Genomic DNA, 19,599 nt, shown 5'->3' with positions numbered 1-19,599 from the left:
CCAGTGGATCTGTGATGGTCGTCGATCAGATGGAGATGGTGGAGAGTGAGGCGCGGGACGGATTCCCGCGTTCTCGGCGGAGATGATGAGCGCGGGTGGCGGCGCATGGAATCGAGGATTCAGACCTCGGTGGAGACGCCCCCGTCCTCATCGACGGTGTGGGCGGCCGGCTGCTCACGCAGCACGGATGGTCACACCGTCAACGGCGAGTGCGACAACAACAGTCGGCGACACGACAGAAGTCGATCGCCCGGCGTCGTGTGAGCAAGTACTCACGGCGCTGCTGCATGCCCACGAGGGTACAACAGAGCCGATCTCGGACCCCAACGGCCGGGGTGCTTTGGCGCCGACACCGCCAGAAACCCGTCTGAACTGCTCAGAGTCTCCTCGGACGGTCGTCTCAGAAGCGGTCGGGACGGACCGCGGCCGGGCCCGAATCGCCGACCAGCTGGACGTCCCCGCCGAAGCTCTCCGCGCGCTCGGCCGTGACATCCCAGGCCATCGGCAGGCGGGGGAGCGTCATGCTGAACCGGTCGAGCACCGCGGTGCGCATCTCGGGCGGGACCTCGGCGTCGACGTGGCGTTCGGGCCCGGTGTAGAAGCCGGTGGCCCGGATGTCCAGTGCGCCGTCGACGACGGCGAGGTCGACGGAGACACTGACTCGGACCTTCGGCCCGTCGTAGGCCGACGCCGACGGCGGGTCGGCGGGATCGAGGCCGTCGCGCGGCGGCAGCGCGACCGTACCGGTGAACACCACGCCGCTCTGGCGACTGACGGTGCCGTCCTGGGGGCCGCCCGCGCCGGCCCTGCCGTCCGGCCCCGGGGTGCTCACGGTCAGGTCGACGATGCGCAGGTACCGGGCGAGGGTGACGGCGTCGAGGCGGGTGTATGCCGAGATCGAGCGGGTGTGGAGAACATCACTCGGGGAGAATCCGCTGCCGTCGGCGACGTCGAACGGGCCGAGCGAGGCACCCAGCTCACCCCGGCAGACACCGCGAACGGGCTCGCATCCCGGTAGTTCGACGCCCCGCGCGGCGATGGTGGCACCCGCGAAGTGACCGGCGGATGACTGGGAGGTGAACGGGAAACCGGCGATGGTGACCTCGGGATCGAAAGTCACGCGGGGGGATTCGGCGATCGCGCGGGAGAGCTGGTATTCCCCGCGGACGGCGGCCCCGACGTCGACGCCGACGGCGACCCCCACTGCGGCAAGGGTGGCGACGATGCCGATGACGAGCACTTTCCGGATGCGCGGCATACTCGGCCGATCACCCTCCCCGTCGTCGTCATCCTGCGGTCGAGGTCGCCTTGTTAACAGCGAACCGCCCCGGTGGCGCTATTCTGTCACCTGTCCCGCACACGTTGGTAAGGCGGCGTAAACAATCGCCGAGCGCATGTGGGGGTGGCGTTCACGTCGTGGTGAGCGATCTGGATGGTCCGGGACGGGGACGAACGAGATCGGAGTGCTTGGTGGATCTCTTGTTGTTGACGGCCGACCCCAATCCGGAGTCGGTCTTGCCGTCGTTGTCGCTCCTCGCGCATACGGTGAGGACCGCTCCGACCGAGGTGTCGTCACTCATGGAGGCGGGGAACGCCGATGTGGCGCTGGTCGACGCGCGCGCCGATCTGGCCGCAGCTCGTGGACTGTGCCGGCTGTTGGGCAGTACCGGCTCCTCGGTGCCGGTTGCGGCGGTGCTGACCGAGGGTGGGCTGGTCGCGGTCAACGCGGACTGGGGTATCGACGAATTCCTGCTGCCGGGGACCGGCCCCGCGGAGCTCGACGCCCGGCTGCGCCTGCTCGTGGTGCGCACCCGCGGGGTCGCGGCCGAGGAGTCCTCGGGCAAGGTCACCCTGGGTGAACTCGTGATCGACGAGGGGACCTACACCGCGCGGCTGCGCGGACGTCCGCTCGACCTGACCTACAAGGAATTCGAACTCCTGAAGTATCTGGCGCAGAACGCGGGTCGCGTGTTCACCAGGGCGCAGCTGCTGCAGGAGGTGTGGGGGTACGACTTCTTCGGCGGCACCCGCACCGTCGACGTGCACGTCCGTCGACTCCGCGCCAAGCTCGGCAGCGAGCACGAATCGCTGATCGGCACAGTGCGCAACGTGGGTTACAAGGCCGTGCGTCCGACGCGGGGCCGGGCGGCGGCGGCCGACACCGATCTGTCCGACGACGAGCCGGCGGGTCCTGGCCCGGTCGGTGCCGAGCAGGCGGACGCCGACGACTTCGACGGCGCTCTCGACGGTCCGGATCCCTTCGACGAGGAGTTCAGTGCAAGCGCCGGAAACTGATCAGGTGCAGGTGCATCGGGGCGCGCTGCCCGACGATGTCGCGGATTTCGCTCATCGCCTGGTGCGCGATGCGACAGCGGCCGACGGCGTCGCCCCGCTCTCGGAGGGCGCGGTGACGGCCATCGACGCTCCGGACGGATCGCCGGTCGTGCATGTCTGGTCGACTGCGGCCTATGCCGTCATCGTCCCGGGTCGCGACGGTGAGCCGGCGATGATCGAGGCGGTCGTCGATCCGGCCCATCGGCGCAAGGGGCACGGTCGGCAACTGCTCGACGCGGCCTTCGGTGCCGCACCCGTTCCCGAGTCGGGAGCCGGGGTGCGGGTGTGGGCGCACGGTGACCTGCCCGGCGCGGTGGCGCTCGCCGCATCCATGGGCCTGACGAAGCGTCGCGAACTGCTGCAGCTGCGTCGTCCGGTCGGAGCCGGCCACGAACTCCCGGAACTCGTCGTCGACCCGACCGTCGAGCTCCGGACCTATGCCGGACCGTCCGACGATGCCGAGATCCTGCGCGTGAACAACGCGGCCTTCGACTGGCATCCGGAGCAGGGTGGCTGGTCCGCGGAGCAGATCCGCGAACGGGTGGGCGCCGACTGGTTCGATCCGGAGGGTCTGTTCCTCGCCTTCGACCGTTCCGGCGGCGAGGCCGGCGACGAGCCCGGCAGGCTCCTCGGGTTCCACTGGACCAAGCGGCACGACGCCGACCTCGGCGAGGTCTACATCGTCGGGGTCGATCCCGCCGCACAGGGCCGGGGGCTCGGCCGATTGCTGACGCTGGCCGGACTGCACCATCTCGCGCGCGCAGGTGTCTCGGAGATCAACCTCTACGTGGAGGGCGACAACGCCGCCGCGCTGCACACCTATGAGCGGCTCGGGTTCACCCGTTACGCCGTCGACGTCGCCTACGGCTGAGTCTCACCGGTCCCGCGTTCGCAGGACGGTGTCGATGGCGTCGACGATGTCGCCGATGTGGGGTTCGCGGACCACGGACAGGTGGTTGCAGTCGAGACGGAGGACGTCGACGTCCCCGGTCACGATGTGGCGCCGCCAGATCGACGGTTCGTCGCGGTTCTCGCTGCCCTGCACCACCAGGGCACGCCCGGAATAGGGGCGGGGACGATGCAGCCGCCCGACCCGGACGCCGAGTTCCTCGAGGGCCTGGGCGTCGGCGGTCGGCGAGGTCTTCACCACGCCCGCGAGCGGGACGCGAATGCGTCGGCGCCACAGTTCTTTCCGCGGAAGCGGCTCGTACACCGGGGTGGTGGTGAGGGACGGGTCGGCACGTTTGGCGCGATGCAGGATCCGCGGCGGGACGAACGTGTCCACCACGACGACCAGGTCGACACGGTGCCCCTCGGCCTCGAGTCGCCGCGCGGTCTCCAGGGCGATGAACCCTCCCAGCGAGTGCCCGACGAGGACGTAGGGTCCCTCGGGCTGGATACGACGCAGGTCGCGCAGATGGCGACGGACGGCGGCGTTGACCGTCCAGTCGGGGATCCCGCGGGTGTCCAGGCCGTGCGGTGCGAACGCGAAAACCGGTCCGACGCCGTCGAGTTCGCCGACGCGGTCGGCGAACGGCACGAACGTGAGTGCCGAGGCGCCCGCGCCGGTGAAACAGAAGACCGGCCGCCCGTGCCCCCGGCGCAACGGGATCGTCGTCGGTGCCAGGCGTTCGCCTCGCCGATCCCGCGACCCCGTGCCCGAGCCGCCGGTGCGGGCGGCGATGATCGTCGCGAGCTCGGCGACGGTCGGCGCGGAGGCCATGTCGGACTGGGTGAGGCCCGCTCGGTGCGTCGAGTTGAGGCGCACCATGATCTGCTGGATCGTCAGGGAATCCGCACCCAAGGCATAGATGTTCTCGGTCCGCCCGACGACATCCAGCGAGAGTTCACCGGCCCAGGTCGCGGCGACGGATGACTCGAGTTCGCCGACAACGGGTTCGATGTGGCGCCGGGGCTCGGGCAGGGCGGTGCGGTCGATCTTGCCCCGGGCATTGCGGGGCAGGTCGGACAGTTCGACGATGTGCGCCGGGACCATCCAGGGGGGCAACGCCTCGCGGAGGCGCGCGCGCAGGGCCGCTGTCGGCGGTGTGCGCCGGTTTCCCTCCGGGACCACGTACGCGATCAATTCGATTGTCTGGCTCGCATTCTCGCGCGCGATGACGACGGCCTCGGAGAGATCGCCCTCGCGTAGGAGCGCGGCGCTCACCTCGGCCGGTTCGACGAGGTAACCCCGGATCTTCACCGCATCGTCGGCGCGGCCGAGCAGGACGAGGTCCTCGCCGTCGAACCGCCCGTTGTCTCCGGAGTGGAACGTGCGAATCCCATTGTCGTCGACCGAGAACCGATCGACGTCGCCGGCCGGGTCGAGGTAGCCGAGAGCGATGTATCGCGAGGAGATCGACACCCGTCCGGACCGTTCGACCCTCACCGTCTTGTGGAGTGCCGGTGTGCCGGCGGGCAGCGGTCCTGTTCGCGCAGGGTCGCCGGCGCGAACGTCGAAGTGTCCGATCGCGTAGGTCTCCGAGGAGCCGGCCCAGTTGGTGACCGTCGCCTGGGGTGCCAACAACAGTGTGGCGGTCGCGGATTCACCGGTGAGCGGCTCACCGGTGGTGATGATCCGTCGCACCGTCGACCACGCGGGGTGGACGGTGCCGGCGGTACTCGAGCGAACGAGTGAACGCAGCAGCGACGGGGTCAGGAAGACGGTGTGGATCTGCTCCGCCGCGATCATGTCGAGCAGGTCGGTCGGCGTGCCCTGCCTGGGGTCGGCCACGAGGACATCGCAGCCGCTCAGCAGTGAACCCATCAAGACGTTCAACCCGCCGCCGAAACTGATCGGCATGCACAGGGCGACGCGCAAGCGCTCACCGAGCCCGAAGCGCTCCCGCATGAAGATCGAGTCACACAGCCACATCGCGCCCGGTTGCAGCACGCCCTTCGGCGTTCCGGTGGAACCGGAAGTGAACTGGATGTTCGTGACCCCGAACGCGGCGTCGGATCCGGATCGGGTGTCCTCGGTCTCGATCGCCCGCGCCGCCGTGTCCGGTGCGGACGCCGCGTCGACGAGGAGGCCGGTCGTCTCGACGACCGGGAGATCACATCGGGTTCCGCAGTCGCGCAACCCGTCCATGTGTTCGGCGTCGGCGATGGCCAGTCCCGGTGGCCGACCGTGGGTGCGCAGCGACGCGAGGATCGCGTCGATCCGCTCCGCGGGCAGGGCCGTGTCGAGCGTGACCAGGGGGCGCCGCGTCAGGAAGACACCGAGGACCACGGCGACGGTGTCCGGCCACAGACCGAGCTGGACGACGACCGGGCCCTGATCAGTGGGCTGCAGGTCGCGGATGCGGGCGGCGACTCCCCGTGCGGCGCGGAGGAGTTCGCGGTAGCTGATCACGGTGTCCGACAAGCGGAGCGCGATCGCGTCCCCGAACCGGTCGGCCGCCGTCGCGAACGCGTGCGCCAGTCCGCCGGTCAGGTCCGGCTCGGGGGCGGAGACAGGCGTGGGCACCGCGGCCAGGGGGCCACGAGAGGTGTCGATGGTCATGGTGTGGTCGTCCTCGCCGAGAGCTCGGCAGCAGTGGTGGTGGGGGTCAGGGCCTGCCGGATGAGGCGCAGCCCGGGAACGAGCAGGAGGATCACGACGGCGACGTTGGCCGTGAGGTAGACGTAACCGACGCCGATGATGCCCCAGTGGTCGGCGCCGAAGACGATGCCGCACAGGACGATCACGCCGAACACGCCCTGCACGCCGACCGCGAGACGGAGTTTGCGGCGCACGCGGGCCAGAGCGGTGTAGATCGTCACGAACGACACCGTCGGCAGGGTGAGCGCCATCAAGCGGATCAGGTCGGTGCCCTCGTCGGCGTACTGCGGTCCCATGATCGCGAGAATCCAGGGCGCGGTGACGAACAGCACGACGCAGCCGATGACCCCGGCGCCGCCGCACAGGGCGATGAACCGGAGCGTTGCCGACCGGAGATCGGCGCCGGGCTCCGCGGCGGTGGCCACGAAGGGTGCCGACGTGGCGTGCAGGAGGATCGACGCGGTGTTGACGACCAGCCAGCAGATCGAGAAGTAGGCGTTCATCTCGGTGCCCAGGCGCGCCACGATGACCAGCGGGACGATGAGCGGCACGACCACCCCGACGGCCGTGATCCCCAGTGAGCCGGCGTAGAACTGGGCGATCTCGCCGGGCCGCGGCAATGTGCCCGGCCCGGTCATCGAGCGTGCGGTTCGACGGATCGCGCCCAGACCCACCCACGCCGCGATCACCGCGGCGGGTAGGACCCAGGCCCAGAAGACGGCGAACCCGGTGGCGATCGGGATGAACGCCGTCACGAGGACCAGCTTGATGGTCGACTGGGAGATGTTCTTCGTGGCGACCGTTCGTGAACGGCCCAGGCCGATGAGGATCTGGTCCTGGATGGCGAAGATGCCGAGAACGGCCACGAACAGCGGGAAAAGCCAAGTCTCCCAGGGGCTCATGAACAGCGAGTCGACCGGTCCGAGGAGGACGAAACCGAGGCCGAGGAGAAGTGCGGCACCGATGATCACCATGCGCCCCGACGCGATCATTCGTGAAGCGTTGCCACCCGCGACCGGCAGAAAGCGTTCGTAGAGACTGCCGATGCTCAGATTCGACAAGGTCGCCAGCAGCGTCGCCGAGGTGATGAGCGCCGACGCCCGACCCACTTCCGCGGTGGTGTAGCCGCGCGCGGCGATCGTCCAGAAGATGAACCCGAGCACGCCGGTCGCCAGACTCGACGTCATGACGGCCATGATGTTGAGGCCCACGCCCGTCTGGTCGCCGAGGAGTCCGCCCGGGTTTCTGGTGAGTCCCCGTCGCGTCCGGATGCGACGGTGGGTGACGGTCACCGTCGGAGTCCGGATCGGTGTGCGGTCGCCGAGATCCGCGGATGGGACCCGAGTCGGTCTTGTGATCGTCGAGACGGCGTGTGCGCGTCGAACACTGACATCTCCGATCCGATCCGGCGGCTGTAGATCTGGCGGGGCGCTCGGATCCGAGATGAGGGTAGCCTATCCTGAAGATTGCTTCCATTCGGTGGTGCCGGAGCCCTTTTCGGGTCGACGGCGCCCTGACCGGCGGGGAGTGCGGAAGGCGAGGACCCCGTGCACGTCTGCGAGTCCGTTTTGGGCGGTTCGTATGAAGCTGATCACAAAGTAAGAGAAGCCTAACCTTACTGGTTATGCTTCTTCTCGCTGAGCGTCGTGGGGGGCGCTTCATGGCTTATCGATGATGCGAATGCTCTGGAGGAATGGTGACCGACTTGATCGACGCTGGGAATGGCACGGGGAGTGCCGATCCGGCGGTGCTCGACGATTTGACGGAGTTCGAGAACGAACTGGGCGTCTCCGAGGCCGGGATCGTGGAGACGGCGAAACCGACTGTCACCGTGGTGATCCCGACCCGGAACGAAGCGCTCAACCTGCCGTATGTTGCCGAGCGGATGCCGCCCGTGGATCAGATCGTCGTCGTCGACGGTGCGTCGGTCGACGGAACGGTGGACGTCGCGCGGTCGTTGTGGCCCGACGCGACGATCGTCTCGCAGACCCGTTCCGGGAAGGGAAACGCGCTCGCCTGCGGGTTCGAGGTGGCGACCGGCGACATCATCGTCATGATCGATGCCGACGGGTCCACCGATCCCGCCGAGATCCCCGACTTCGTCGGAGCGCTCGTGGCCGGCTCGGACCTCGCCAAGGGCAGCCGCTTCTCCCTGGGTGGACACAGCGATGACATCACCGCCTTCCGCCGCGTCGGCAACAAGGGGCTCAACTGGCTCGTGAACCGGATCTTCGCCACCTCGTTCGCCGATCTCTGCTACGGCTACAACGCATTCTGGCGTCGGCACCTGGACGTCCTCGACCTTCCGCTCACCGACTTCGACGAACCCCAGTGGGGCGACGGATTCGAGATCGAGACGATCATCAACGTGCGGATGGCGCGCAGCGGCTTGACGATCCGGGAGGTCGGCAGCCGGGAGTCCAAGCGAATCCACGGACGCAGCAACCTCAACGCCCTGACCGACGGTATGCGCGTGCTCCGGACGATCGGCCTCGAGCGTCGTCTCCATCGCGACGCGAAAGCCTCAGCCGTTCGCTGAGCAGCATCGAAAGACGTTCGGCCGCACCGCTGGACGGCTCGCGTGACAAGAACGCCGGCGACCGTGTGGTCGCCGGCGTCTCGCGCTCTACCGATGAACCTCAACTCGACTGATGGACTTCGATCGAAGTCCATCAGTCGAGTTGAAGTTCATCGGTCGCGTGGGTGTTTGTCCGGACCCTTCGTGGCTCGTCGCTTGCGCTCCTCGCACCTCAGGGAGCAGGAAGCAGGTCGTTCTTTCGGATCAGGGAGCAGGAAGCAGGTCGTTCTTTCGGATCAGGGAGCAGAGGCGGCGGGCTTCGGTTCGAAGACGAAGATCGCGGTGTCGCCGTCCTCGTGGACCAACCGCCACCCGGGTGCGACCCGCAGGGCCGCCTCGAGCTCCGCTGCCGCACCGGGGCGGTAGGTGCCGTAGTACTCGGAGATCCGACGAGACTGCTCGGTGAAGGTGACGTAGGTCGGCTTGTCGGACTGGTCGACCTTCCAGAAGAGGTCGCCGAGTTGTTCGGGACTGGGGAACGTCATCCGGTCGCCCGCGAGGTCGAAACTGAGCGGGTAGTCGAAGTAGGGGTTCGCCAGCGTCATCGGGGCGTAGTTGCCGTTCGTCCGGGTGGGCATGCCCGCCGGATGCAGTGTGATGAACCGGGTTCCGGGCTCGGCGGTCTCGGTGATGGCGTCGATAGCCTCGTACTGCGCGCGCGTCTCGACGATCACCGGCCACAGCGCGACGTAGGAGTACATCCCGGCGAGAGTCGCCGCACAGACCAGGATCGCGGCACCGGCGGCGCGCAACCGGGCGCGGCCGCCGCGTGCGAAGCCGGTGAGCAACCACACGAGGGTGGGCGCGATGAGCAGCGCGCACCCGAGTAGCCCATAGAGATACACGCGGAAGATCGCCTCGCCGCCGTAACTCTGTCCCAGCAGCAGGGCGAGGGCGGAGAAGGCGAGAACGGCCAGGGTGAGCCAGTGTGCGCGTCGGCGGCGCCAGCCGATCAGCGCGCAGATCCCCGCCGCCACCACGACGCCCGCCGACAGGGCGCGGCACACCGTCGACGTCGTCTCCTTCGCGGGGACACCGGCCATCGTGAAGTTGGTGGCCGCGTTGTCGATCGGGTTACCCCCCGAGAGGATGCCGTACGGCGCGACGGCTTCGAGATTGGCCAGGAGATAGGCACCGGCGATGCCGAGCATGATGGCCACCGCCCACCACGGCCGGACCCGGCGCAGGACCACCAGTACGACGGCCGCACCCAGAACCCAGAACGGTGTCAGCTGATGACTCGGCACGATCGCCGCGAACGGGATGATCGCCAGGACTGCGGCTCGCGGGGCACGCCGGGACGCCAGCAGAAGGGCGATCGCACCGTAGGCCAGGACAAGTGCCCACGCCTGGGGCGCGAAGTAGTCCTGGCCGACCCAGTTGACCGTCTCGACGATGAGGGCCGCGGTCAGTGCGACGACACGGCTCATCGACAACGTGCGGGCGGTGGCATAGACGACGACCGCGAGCAGGATGTGGACGACCGTGGCGAAGAGATGCGCCAGGACCATCGGATCGAGCCCGGTGGCGTCGCAGAACCATGCGGCGACCGCGAAGAAGGCGGGCCACTGGGCGTAGATGTCGGTGCCGCCCGGGGTGAGCGTGCCCGTGTCCTGGATGTAGTCGACGACCGCGAGGTGCTTGTAGGTCCAGTCGTAGAGCGGCATCTCGGTACCGAGCCAGGTGGTCACGCGGCTGACGACGATCGCGGTGCCGATGGTGACGACCAGTCCGGAGCTGCTGCGGGTGGCGATCGCGACGACGGCTGCGGCCGCCGTCAGCACCGTCGCCGGGATGAGTAGACGTCCGCTGCCGGAGAACAACAGGCCGTAGTAGCTCGCGTCGACGCTGGGCAGCGTCGGCACGGCCACTGCCCAGCAGGTCAGCGCCGCAACGCACAAGGCGACCGACACGCGAAAGCCGGTGGAGCGCAGCGCCGGACTGCGGACCGCGGTGAGTCCGCGGGATGTGAGTCGACTCCGCAGCTCCCGGACGTCGGGTGCCGGGGTGTGCGTTCGCCGACGGTGGACGATGCCGGATGCCAGGACCGCCGCACTGCCGGCCACGAGGAGTGTGGTCGGATGCCACCACGACGACCAGAGCGCGGCGATGGTGACGAGGGTGGTCAGCGCCATGCCGAGCGTCGGTACCGCGGCGAGCACGGTGCGCCGCGGGAGTGTCACCCAGGTGCACACGGCGGCACCGGGTCCACAGAGAACGAAGAAGCCCACCAGCAGTGCGCTCGGCACCGACGGCAGGGGCAGGGCGCCGACGAGTCCGGCGATCGCGGCGACGAGGCTCAGGACCGCGACGGACCCCGACGGTCCGGCCGATGCCGGGGAGATCCCGGCCCGAGCGTCGGCGTCGGTGGGAGGTGACGGCGCGGCCTCCGCGGCGGCCGTCACGACCGCGCCTTCGCCAGAGGCCTGGCGCGCCGGCCGCGAAGCCGTTCGCGTGCAAGAGCGACGGGCCCGCCGACGACCGACAGCACCTCACGCCGGCCTGCCTGCGCCGCAACGCCGTCGGCTATCCCCTCCGGTGGCCTGGTGATCGCGCCGTAGGCGGCACCGGCTCTCGCGACGGCTCGCGACCGGCGCCGGAGTACGCGCAGCGCGAGCGCGAGATGATGCCGCTCGGTGGCGACCTTCGTCAGCCATGCACCGAGCCCGAGCCCGTAGCCCCGTGACTGTTCCAGGAGATCCTCGTCGGTGCTGCGATGCCGGTGCCAGATGATCGAATCCGGCTCGTTGGCCAGCGCATGGCCGGCCGTCAGGATGCGGAAGAACATGTCGATGTCCTCGCCTCCCCGCGTTCGTGTCCCGGCCCCGAGCGCCTCGTCGAATCCGCCCAGCGCCAGGGCGACGTCCCGGCGGATCGCGAAGTTCGCACCGGTGCCGTAGACGCCGATCTGGAAGGGGAACAACGGGAGATCCGACGGTGGGTCGGCGAGCGAGAAGACCCGTGCCCGCATGGAATCCGCCCAGGACACCCGCCAGTCGAAGTAGATCTGGGACCGCGTCCGCAATTCCCCGCTCGGCACCATTCCGCACACACACGCGATCTCCGGTGACCGGCCGAAACCCTGGGCCAGGCCGAGCAGCCACCCGGCGTCGGCGACGACGTCGTCGTCGGTGTAGGCCACGAGGTCGTGAGCGGCGGCGAGCAGACCGGCGTTGCGCGCGTTGGACAGTCCGGCCACCGGCTCGGTCACGAGCCGGAACCGCGGATCGTCGAGCGTGTCCACCACGCGTCGCGTGCCGTCGGTGCGGGGTGCGTTGTCGACGACGACCACCTCGTAGTCGGGATAGTCGAGTCGTTGCAACGAGGACAGTGCATCGGCCAGCATGCCCGGCCGCTCATGCGTGCAGACGACGACGCTGATCGGCGGCAGTGTGGCACGAGATGGCAAGTCCGGCAGAGCGTACGGTGCGACCGGGACACGCACCAGGCCGTCGACGATCGGCGCGTCGACGAACCGGATGGGCGCGGACCCGTGCCGGAGGAGAACCCGGGCTCGCCTATAACCGGCGGCGTCGAGTGGGGCGCACGTGACCATTCCGTCGGATACCGAATCGGGATCCCGGTCGTCGCCGGTGATCTCGGCGACATCGAGCATCCCTACCCAGGTGGCGCCCGGCCATTCGGGGGCGCCCTCGAGCGGCATCGCGGGATCGAGTGGGACGGGGTCCGGCTCGGCGGTGGCATCCGCCGCGTCGTGGGCGTAGTCGGTTGTCACGGTGCGGTCACCCGGACCCAGTCGACGAGCATGGTGTTCTCCGCAGGTGTCGTGTCGTCGGTCGGTCCGGGCCAGTTGCCCCCGACGGCGAGGTTGAGAAGTAGGTGGAAGGGCTGATCGAGTACCCACCGCGAGTCCGGTGCCAGATCCCCGGGCTCGACGACGAACAGCCGTTGGTCGTCGATCCCGCTCTCGATCCGGCCCGGGAGCTTGTTCACCCAGTAGGTACGGAAGGTCGAGGTCAGTGGCTGGGCGGGCACGCCCGACCTCGAGATGTTCTGTCCCCGTTCGGATGATGCCTGCGGGACGTGGACGCCGGTGTGGTACTCGGGTGCCTGGTTGAGTGTCTCGATGATGTCGATCTCCCCGGCCGCGGGCCAGCCGACCTCGTCGATGTCGTCGCCGAGCATCCAGAACGCGGGGTGTAGGCCGGTGCCGGCGGGCACGGCGATGCGGGCACTGACCCGGCCGTAGGTGACCGACAACCGGTCCTTCGTGGACAACCTGGCCGAGGTGTAACCGTCGGGTCCCCGTCGCGCGGTGATGGCCAGATGTCCCTCGCCGTCGATCCGGGCGTTGGCTGGCGAGTCGGTGTACACCTGCGCTTCGTCGTTGCCCCAGCCCCCGCCGCCGGTCATCATCTGCCAGGGGTCGTCCGGTGCACGCGCGGGGCCGTCGAACTCGTCGACGAAGATGACCTCGGGCCCGTTGTCGGGTTCGGCCAGGACGGTCGGTGCCGAACACGCCGACACCGCCGTCGCCACCACCGCGCCCATCGACGCCAGCAGCCGTCCGGGCCCCATCATCGGGACACACCACGGTCGCGGCGGACGAGGCCGGAAACGTATCCGGCGCAGGTGAACACGAAGCCCATGACGAGCGCGCCGACACGACTCGGGGTCCGGCGATGACGCCAGACCCCGGAGGGCAGCACCCGGGTGGTGTATCTCCGCTCGCTCGACAGGGCATCGCCGGTGCCGGCCAATTCGGACAGAATCGCCTTGGAGCGTCCCTCTTGGTAGCACCTACGGGCAAAGTAGACGAACCGGGCGCGGTCGTCGGTCACCGCATGTGTGACCTCGAAAGTGGTGTCGCGCAAGATCTTCGAGGAAGGATCGCGACGACGCAGGTCGATGCCCATGAGGGTTTCCTCGCATCCGGCGGGCATCGTGCCGCGCCGGCCGAGCCGCGTCGAGAATCCGCCGATGTCGGTCAGTGCGTCCCGGCGGACCGCCATCGCGGCGCCGATCGGGTTGCGGATGGCCGAGCCGTCGCCGGGCAGTCCTCGGTAGTCGCAACCGATCACCCATCCGAATTCTTCGGGAAACCACCGGGGCGCGGGCGAATCCCACTGCGCCACAACGGCTCCGCCCACCGCCACGATGTCGGCGTCCGCGCATCGGGCCCGAACGGCCGCGAGTGCCCCCGGTGCCGGGCACGCGTCGTCGTCGATGAAGACGACGATGTCACCGCGGGCGGCGGCGGTGCCGGAGTTGCGCGCGTCGGAGAGCCCGCGGGATCCCTCGTTCGCGCACACGACCGCGTCGGGATGTGCGGCCGCGAGGTCGGCCCACAGGGTCTCGTTGTGATCGACGACGAGGACGAGTTCGTCACCGGGGCCGAGCTGTGCCCGGATCTCGGCGATCGCGATGTCGAGCAGCCGGCGCCTGCGTTCGGTGTAACAGCAGACGACCACCGACAGGGTCGGATAGGGGCGGACCGGGGCGTCGGGGTCGGGGGCACCCGGAACGGGGGTCGCCTGGTCGGCCAGTGGATCGACAGGATGGGAGGACAGCACGGTTTCGGCCTTCGGTAGCTCGGGATCAGATGTGGTTCGCGGTGTGACCGGGGGAGTGATGGACGTCAGGACACCCCGACGATCCGTACGGCGTGCCCGGCGACGGCGTCCATCGCCGCGCGAATGCGCGCCGGGTCGAAGACGTCGTCGCGGAACGCCGCGGTCATCGAGACCGCGCCGCCCACGAAACCGGTCGTGACCGTGATCCCGGTTGCCGACGGCGGCGTGGCCACCCCGATGACCGCGGCGCGGGCGGGGTCGGACCATTGCCAGCCGCGTTCGTGTCCGGGCAGGTGGCCGACACTCGAGTGGAGCAGTTCGGCACGGACCCGACCGTCGGCCGGGACGTGCTGGGCCGGCGACGCCGAGCCGCGGTCGTCGCGTGGACGGCACAGGGTCTTGATCGTGGCGAGTGCCAGATTGGCGGTCGGCCGTCCCATCCGGGCCGACGCGGTCATCGCGCGCTGCAGCGCGGCAGCCGAGGTGGCCTCGTCTACGGGGAAGCTCAGCCCGGCAGAGAAATTGCCGTAGGTCCGCATCGCGGATGGCAGGTATGTGCGGGCGTCGAAGGGCAACGTGACCATCGGGTCGAGCCGGACGCCCGCCTCGGTCAGCGCCGCGACCAGGGCAACCGTGTAGATGGCGAACAGCCCCGTTCCCGGCATGGACGACGTCCGCCCGGCCCGGATCGCGTCCACCGCGGGGGCCGCGATGTGGACGTTCGCGGAGACCGGCCGTCGTGGCGGAACCGGGCGTCGGGTGCGAGGCGGCTCGACGGGTTCGCGGTGCCGCTGGAAGCGCAGCAGCGAGACGGCGCGGCGCGGGTCGGCCACCGTGATCGCAGACGCGACCAGCAGCGGGGGGAGAACAGGTCCCCGGCGCGGCAGCGTCGACGGGTCGACCGCGCCCACGATGACGTCGACGATGAGATTCAGCAGGGTGAGGTCGCCGAGTCCGTGGTCGTAGTCCAGGGCGAGGTGGTCGCCGGCCAGCACGATCCGCAACGGCCGGTGGGGCAACGAGTACAGAACATCGAACAGGCGGGCCGGGTCTGTGCCGGGCGCCGGCGGTGACGCGTCGACGACCGAGTCGGCGGCGGCGTCGGGGTCGAAGACCCACTCGCGTCGATGGGGCGAGGGAAGGAGGCCGACGCGGGTGTGCGGCCCCACCCGCGCGAGGCGCACGATCCGGTCGGCGGCCACCGCGCGGGACGGGAGGTCGAGCGGGCCGATCACCAGTGCCGCCCGGTTGTGTCCGTGCAGCAGGTCGATCGCCGCGCAGCGGAAACGCGAAAGCGTGCCGGGTCGGGATGCCGGTGGGTCGACGTGCCGGGGGGTCGAAGCCGGGGTGGGTGAGGGCGTGGCCATGAGTGCGATCCGGGAAACTATAGCAAGGCTTGCCTAAGTCCCGAATGTCGGGTTACGCAGATCACGTACGCTCGCCCCGAAGTTGTTCTCACCCCGTCTGCCTTGGCCAGTTCACCCGCAGTTCATCTTTTGTAGGGGATCAGTCCACCACGCCCCCATAGCTTTCCATTCGGACACTCCGGACCCGACGCCAGTCGGGGCGGAGAACGCGAACGGAAAGGCAACACCAGCGGTGAAAATCAATCGGAACGGCGCCCTGGCGTCGGTGTCGGCGATCGCGGCACTGACTCTCGTGACGGCGTGCGGTGGGGGAAGCGAACAGACGGTCAGCGGCGAGGGTTCCACCGCGCAGCAGAAGGCCATGGAGCACTTCAGCCAGGTCCTGACCGACAACAGTGACATCGTGCTCGACTACACCGGCAGCGGCTCCGGTGACGGCATCAAGAAGTTCATCGCGGGTGACGTCGACTTCGCCGGGTCGGACTCCGCCCTCAAGGCCGACGAGGTCACCGAGGCCACCGCGCGCTGCAACGGCAACGCCCCGTGGCACCTGCCGCTGGTCGTCGGTCCCGTCGCGGTCGCCTACAACCTCGAAGGTGTCGACGACCTCAAGCTCAACCCGAGCGTCATCGCGAAGATCTTCAACGGCAAGATCACCAAGTGGAACGACCCGGCCGTGGCCGCACTGAACCCGGGCGTGCAGCTGCCCGCCAGCGACATCGTCCCGGTGTACCGCTCGGACAGCTCCGGTACCACCGACAACTTCCAGCGCTTCCTCGAGAACTCGGCTCCCGCCGACTGGCCGTACGAGCACAGCAAGGAATTCGCTCCCAAGGGCGTCGGCTCGGGTGCCTCGAAGTCCACCGGCGTCGGCGACACCGTGAAGAAGACCCCCGGATCGATCACCTACGTCGAGTGGGGCTTCGCCACCGAGAACGACCTCGGAGTGGCGCAGGTCGACTTCGGTGCCGGCCCGGTCGCGCTGAACGCCGAGAGCGCCGGTACCGCCCTCGAGTCGCTGGCCTTCAAGGACCCGGCCAGCAAGGACCTCGTCGTCGACACCGACGCGCTGTTCGCCTCCAAGGCTCCGGGTGCGTACCCGCTGCTGCTCACCCCGTACTCGATCGTCTGCTCCGCGGGCTACGAGGACGAGGCCACCAGCCAGACCTTGAAGGACGCCTTCACCGGAATCCTCAACGACGGCCAGGCCGGCCTCGAGGAGATCGGCTACGTGCCGGTCCCCGACGCCTTCAAGGCCAAGCTGCAGGGAACCATCGATTCGCTGTCCGGTGGGTCCGGGAACGCCTGATCAACCCCATCTGATCGCGTGCGCGGGGCCGCTTCGGTTGCGGCCCCGCGCACGTGGTTGACACACTGACACGACATTTCGCGTGTCCACGAGACGGCGGGAAGTGCCCCAATGACCAGAGCCGAATCACAAGAAGGACGCATGACCTCGCTGAGCAAAGAGGGTGGCGCGATTCCGCCGGACACCGGTGAATCGAACGCCCCCGGGTCATCGCCAGACCAACCGGAATCCAAACTGCACGCAGCCGCGCATCACCGGGTCGCCGACAAGGTGTTCCGGAATCTGGCCGTCGGGTCGGGGTTCGTGGTCTCCCTCGTCATCGCGCTGATCGCGCTCTTCCTTCTCGCACAGGCGATCCCGTCGCTGGCGAAGAACGAGGAGAACTTCTTCACCTACACCGGTCAGTGGATCACCAGTGGAGATCAGCTCGCCTTCGGCATCCCGCAGCTCTTCTATGCGACGGTGGTCGTGTCGGTGATCGCGTTGCTGATCGCGATGCCCGTCGCACTCGGTATCTCGATCTTCCTGACCGAATACGCGCCCAAGCGATTCGTCGGCCCGATCACCTACACCGTCGACCTCCTGGCCGCTGTGCCCTCGATCGTCTACGGCCTCTGGGGCATCCTCGTGCTCGGCCCGGCGCTGGTGCCGGTGAACGAGTGGCTGGTCGCGAACCTCGGCTTCCTGCCCTTCTTCCAGCAGCCCACCCAGGTCGCCAACATGAGCACCGGCGGAACGCTGCTGACCGCGGGAATCGTGCTCGCCGTCATGATCCTGCCGATCATCACCGCGGTGACCCGCGAGGTCTTCATGCAGACCCCGAAGGGTCATCGTGAGGCGGCGCTCGCGCTGGGCGCCACCAAGTTCGAGGTCGTCAAGGTCGCGGTGCTGCCATTCGGGTTCTCCGGTTACATCTCCGGGTCGATGCTCGGCCTGGGCCGCGCGCTCGGCGAGACGATGGCGCTGCTGCTCATCATCTCGACCGTCGGGCCGATGAACTTCAACCTGATGGAGAGCGGCGAGACCTTCGCCACGAAGATCGCCAACAACGCGGCCGAGTTCGACTCCCCGGCGAAGACCGGCGCCTACATCTCGGCCGGCCTGACCCTGTTCGTCCTGACCTTCATCGTCAACGCCGCCGCCCGCGCGGTCGTCGCCGGAAAGAAGTGACCATGTCTGTGACAACGACAACTTCCGCGGCCGACCCGGTCAAGAAGCCGTCGGGCTTCACCCCGATGTCCGGGCGCCGGCGTTTCACCGACGCCACCGTGCGTGTCGCCGTCGTCGCCGCCCTCCTGGTGGCACTCGTCCCGCTCCTCTGGCTGGTCTTCACCCTGCTGTCGCGGGGTATCGAGACCATCCTCGACATCGACTGGTGGACCCAGGCCGAGCGGAAGGGCGGTGCGGCCAACGCGATCGTCGGCACCCTGATGCAGACCGCGCTCGCCGCCGTCATCTCCATTCCCCTGGGCATCTTCGTCGCCATCTACCTGGTTGAGTACGCGACCAAGAAATCGCTCCTGGCACGCGTCACCACCTTCATGGTCGACATCCTCTCCGGCGTGCCCTCGATCGTCGCCGCGCTGTTCGTCTACGCGGTATGGCGCACCACACTCGGCCTGCCCCGCTCGGGATTCGTGGTGGCCATCGCGCTGGTGCTCCTGATGGTTCCGCTGGTGGTCCGCGCCACCGAGGAGATGCTGAAGATCGTGCCGCAGGACCTGCGGGAGGCGTCGTACGCGTTGGGCATCCCCAAGTGGAAGACCATCGTGAAGGTCGTCCTGCCGACGGCACTGTCGGGCATCGTCACCGGCGTCATGCTCGCGATCGCCCGGGTGATGGGTGAATCGGCACCGGTGCTGATCCTCGTCGGCGCCACGCGAGCGATGAACTTCAACCCGTTCGAGGGCAACCAGCAGTCGCTGCCGCTGATGATGGTGCAGCAGTACAACAACGGGCCGGGCGCCTTCGACCAGGTGTGGGGTGCGGCGCTGACGCTGGTGATCCTCGTCGCCATCGTCTACTTCGGTGCCAAGGCGGTGTCGAAGCTCTTCGCCCCCAAGACCTCCTGACCTCCCACCCATCTCGGGTCATCTTTTTCCAGAACGGACCAATGCCATGGCCAAGCGCCTCGACATCAAAGACCTGAACATCTACTACGGCGATTTCCACGCGGTCAAGGACGTCACCCTCGAGGTCCCGCCGCGGTGCATCACCGCCTTCATCGGCCCGTCGGGCTGTGGCAAGTCGACGGTGCTGCGAACCCTCAACCGCATGCACGAGGTGACCCCGGGCGCCTACGCCAAGGGGAGCGTCCTGCTCGACGGCGAGGACATCTACGGCAAGTCCGTGGACCCGGTGAGCGTGCGCGCGACCATCGGCATGGTGTTCCAGCGGCCGAACCCGTTCCCGACGATGTCGATCCGCGACAACGTCGTCGCCGGCCTCCGCCTGCAGGGTGTACGGAACCGGTCACAGCTCGACGACGTCGCGGAGAAGAGTCTCCGCGGCGCCAACCTCTGGGAAGAGGTCAAGGACCGTCTGGACAAGCCCGGTGGCGGCCTGTCGGGCGGCCAGCAGCAGCGTCTGTGCATCGCCCGTGCGATCGCGGTCTCGCCCGACGTCCTGCTCATGGACGAGCCGTGCTCGGCGCTGGACCCGATCTCCACACTGGCCATCGAGGATCTGATGGGTGAACTCAAGAAGGAGTACACCATCGTCATCGTGACCCACAACATGCAGCAGGCGGCCCGCGTCAGCGACCAGACCGCGTTCTTCAATCTCGAGGCGGTCGGCCAGCCCGGTCAGCTCGTCGAGATCAACGACACCGAGACGATGTTCTCGAACCCGACGAAGAAGGAAACCGAGGACTACATCTCGGGCCGCTTCGGCTGAATCGACCGCGACACCGACCAGGCCCGCTCACCCGTCCG

The 19,599-nt window shown here is 68.6% G+C and carries 15 protein-coding genes; 7 read left to right on the top strand and 8 right to left on the bottom strand.

Features of this window, described 5'->3' with window-relative positions; genetic code table 11:
- Window positions 1-400: 400 nt before the first annotated feature.
- Entirely contained in the window at window positions 401-1,258 is an 858-nt protein-coding gene (locus AC3B5T_RS01845; RefSeq protein ID WP_055474373.1) for an LmeA family phospholipid-binding protein, read from the bottom strand.
- Between the two features lie 212 nt (window positions 1,259-1,470).
- Between AC3B5T_RS01845 and AC3B5T_RS01840 the strand changes: the two genes are divergently transcribed.
- Together AC3B5T_RS01840 and mshD are read left to right on the top strand one after the other, a co-directional pair.
- A complete protein-coding gene (locus AC3B5T_RS01840) occupies window positions 1,471-2,295 on the top strand; it encodes a winged helix-turn-helix domain-containing protein (RefSeq protein WP_010840616.1) in 825 nt (274 codons plus the stop codon).
- A gap of 4 nt (window positions 2,296-2,299) precedes the next feature.
- On the top strand, window positions 2,300-3,205 hold the full coding sequence (gene mshD, locus AC3B5T_RS01835; RefSeq protein WP_055474372.1) for a mycothiol synthase: 906 nt from the start codon (window positions 2,300-2,302) through the stop codon (window positions 3,203-3,205).
- A 3-nt stretch (window positions 3,206-3,208) separates the two neighbouring features.
- Here mshD and AC3B5T_RS01830 read toward each other — a convergent pair whose 3' ends face one another.
- Together AC3B5T_RS01830 and AC3B5T_RS01825 are read right to left on the bottom strand one after the other, a co-directional pair.
- On the bottom strand, window positions 3,209-5,839 hold the full coding sequence (locus tag AC3B5T_RS01830) for an alpha/beta fold hydrolase (protein ID WP_055474371.1): 2,631 nt from the start codon (window positions 5,837-5,839) through the stop codon (window positions 3,209-3,211).
- Window positions 5,836-7,170 (bottom strand): lipopolysaccharide biosynthesis protein, encoded by a 1,335-nt coding sequence (locus tag AC3B5T_RS01825; RefSeq protein WP_055474370.1) that lies wholly within the window; start codon window positions 7,168-7,170, stop codon window positions 5,836-5,838. The genes AC3B5T_RS01830 and AC3B5T_RS01825 overlap by 4 nt, the downstream gene beginning before the upstream one ends.
- Before the next feature lie 401 nt (window positions 7,171-7,571).
- Between AC3B5T_RS01825 and AC3B5T_RS01820 the strand changes: the two genes are divergently transcribed.
- Entirely contained in the window at window positions 7,572-8,417 is an 846-nt protein-coding gene (locus tag AC3B5T_RS01820) for a glycosyltransferase family 2 protein (protein ID WP_010840612.1), read from the top strand.
- A gap of 275 nt (window positions 8,418-8,692) precedes the next feature.
- Here AC3B5T_RS01820 and AC3B5T_RS01815 read toward each other — a convergent pair whose 3' ends face one another.
- From AC3B5T_RS01815 to AC3B5T_RS01795, 5 genes are all read right to left on the bottom strand, one after another.
- On the bottom strand, window positions 8,693-10,861 hold the full coding sequence (locus tag AC3B5T_RS01815; RefSeq protein WP_055474369.1) for a hypothetical protein: 2,169 nt from the start codon (window positions 10,859-10,861) through the stop codon (window positions 8,693-8,695).
- Entirely contained in the window at window positions 10,858-12,192 is a 1,335-nt protein-coding gene (locus AC3B5T_RS01810) for a glycosyltransferase family 2 protein (protein ID WP_084817169.1), read from the bottom strand. Before AC3B5T_RS01810 ends, AC3B5T_RS01815 begins: the two co-directional genes overlap by 4 nt.
- A complete protein-coding gene (locus AC3B5T_RS01805) occupies window positions 12,189-12,968 on the bottom strand; it encodes a glycoside hydrolase family 16 protein (protein ID WP_055474531.1) in 780 nt (259 codons plus the stop codon). The genes AC3B5T_RS01810 and AC3B5T_RS01805 overlap by 4 nt, the downstream gene beginning before the upstream one ends.
- A gap of 26 nt (window positions 12,969-12,994) precedes the next feature.
- Window positions 12,995-13,990, bottom strand: a complete 996-nt coding sequence (locus tag AC3B5T_RS01800; protein ID WP_055474368.1) for a glycosyltransferase family 2 protein — start codon at window positions 13,988-13,990, stop codon at window positions 12,995-12,997.
- 65 nt (window positions 13,991-14,055) lie between these two features.
- Entirely contained in the window at window positions 14,056-15,357 is a 1,302-nt protein-coding gene (locus tag AC3B5T_RS01795; RefSeq protein ID WP_488358162.1) for a hypothetical protein, read from the bottom strand.
- A gap of 232 nt (window positions 15,358-15,589) precedes the next feature.
- On the opposite strand from AC3B5T_RS01795, the gene pstS reads away from it, so the two are divergent.
- From pstS to pstB, 4 genes are all read left to right on the top strand, one after another.
- Complete coding sequence (gene pstS / locus AC3B5T_RS01790; RefSeq protein WP_010840606.1) at window positions 15,590-16,666, top strand: phosphate ABC transporter substrate-binding protein PstS; 1,077 nt, start codon at window positions 15,590-15,592, stop codon at window positions 16,664-16,666.
- A gap of 141 nt (window positions 16,667-16,807) precedes the next feature.
- On the top strand, window positions 16,808-17,836 hold the full coding sequence (gene pstC, locus AC3B5T_RS01785; RefSeq protein ID WP_010840605.1) for a phosphate ABC transporter permease subunit PstC: 1,029 nt from the start codon (window positions 16,808-16,810) through the stop codon (window positions 17,834-17,836).
- A gap of 2 nt (window positions 17,837-17,838) precedes the next feature.
- A complete protein-coding gene (gene pstA, locus AC3B5T_RS01780) occupies window positions 17,839-18,738 on the top strand; it encodes a phosphate ABC transporter permease PstA (protein WP_035716889.1) in 900 nt (299 codons plus the stop codon).
- Between the two features lie 46 nt (window positions 18,739-18,784).
- Window positions 18,785-19,561 (top strand): phosphate ABC transporter ATP-binding protein PstB, encoded by a 777-nt coding sequence (gene pstB / locus AC3B5T_RS01775; protein ID WP_010840603.1) that lies wholly within the window; start codon window positions 18,785-18,787, stop codon window positions 19,559-19,561.
- The last annotated feature ends 38 nt before the right edge of the window (window positions 19,562-19,599 follow it).

The sequence above is a fragment of the Gordonia sp. G4 genome, from assembly GCF_057770005.1.
The sequence above is the reverse complement of the archived record's forward strand: the minus strand, read 5'-3'. Positions and strand labels throughout refer to the sequence as shown.

Coding starts and splice junctions, on each gene's coding strand:
- pstB (WP_010840603.1), top strand. CDS start 18,785: ATGGCCAAGCGCCTCGACATCAAAGACCTGAACATCTACTACGGCGAT.
- AC3B5T_RS01830 (WP_055474371.1), bottom strand. CDS start 5,839: ATGACCATCGACACCTCTCGTGGCCCCCTGGCCGCGGTGCCCACGCCT.
- AC3B5T_RS01820 (WP_010840612.1), top strand. CDS start 7,572: ATGGTGACCGACTTGATCGACGCTGGGAATGGCACGGGGAGTGCCGAT.
- AC3B5T_RS01805 (WP_055474531.1), bottom strand. CDS start 12,968: ATGGGCGCGGTGGTGGCGACGGCGGTGTCGGCGTGTTCGGCACCGACC.
- AC3B5T_RS01795 (WP_488358162.1), bottom strand. CDS start 15,357: ATGGCCACGCCCTCACCCACCCCGGCTTCGACCCCCCGGCACGTCGAC.
- pstC (WP_010840605.1), top strand. CDS start 16,808: ATGACCTCGCTGAGCAAAGAGGGTGGCGCGATTCCGCCGGACACCGGT.
- AC3B5T_RS01845 (WP_055474373.1), bottom strand. CDS start 1,258: ATGCCGCGCATCCGGAAAGTGCTCGTCATCGGCATCGTCGCCACCCTT.
- pstA (WP_035716889.1), top strand. CDS start 17,839: ATGTCTGTGACAACGACAACTTCCGCGGCCGACCCGGTCAAGAAGCCG.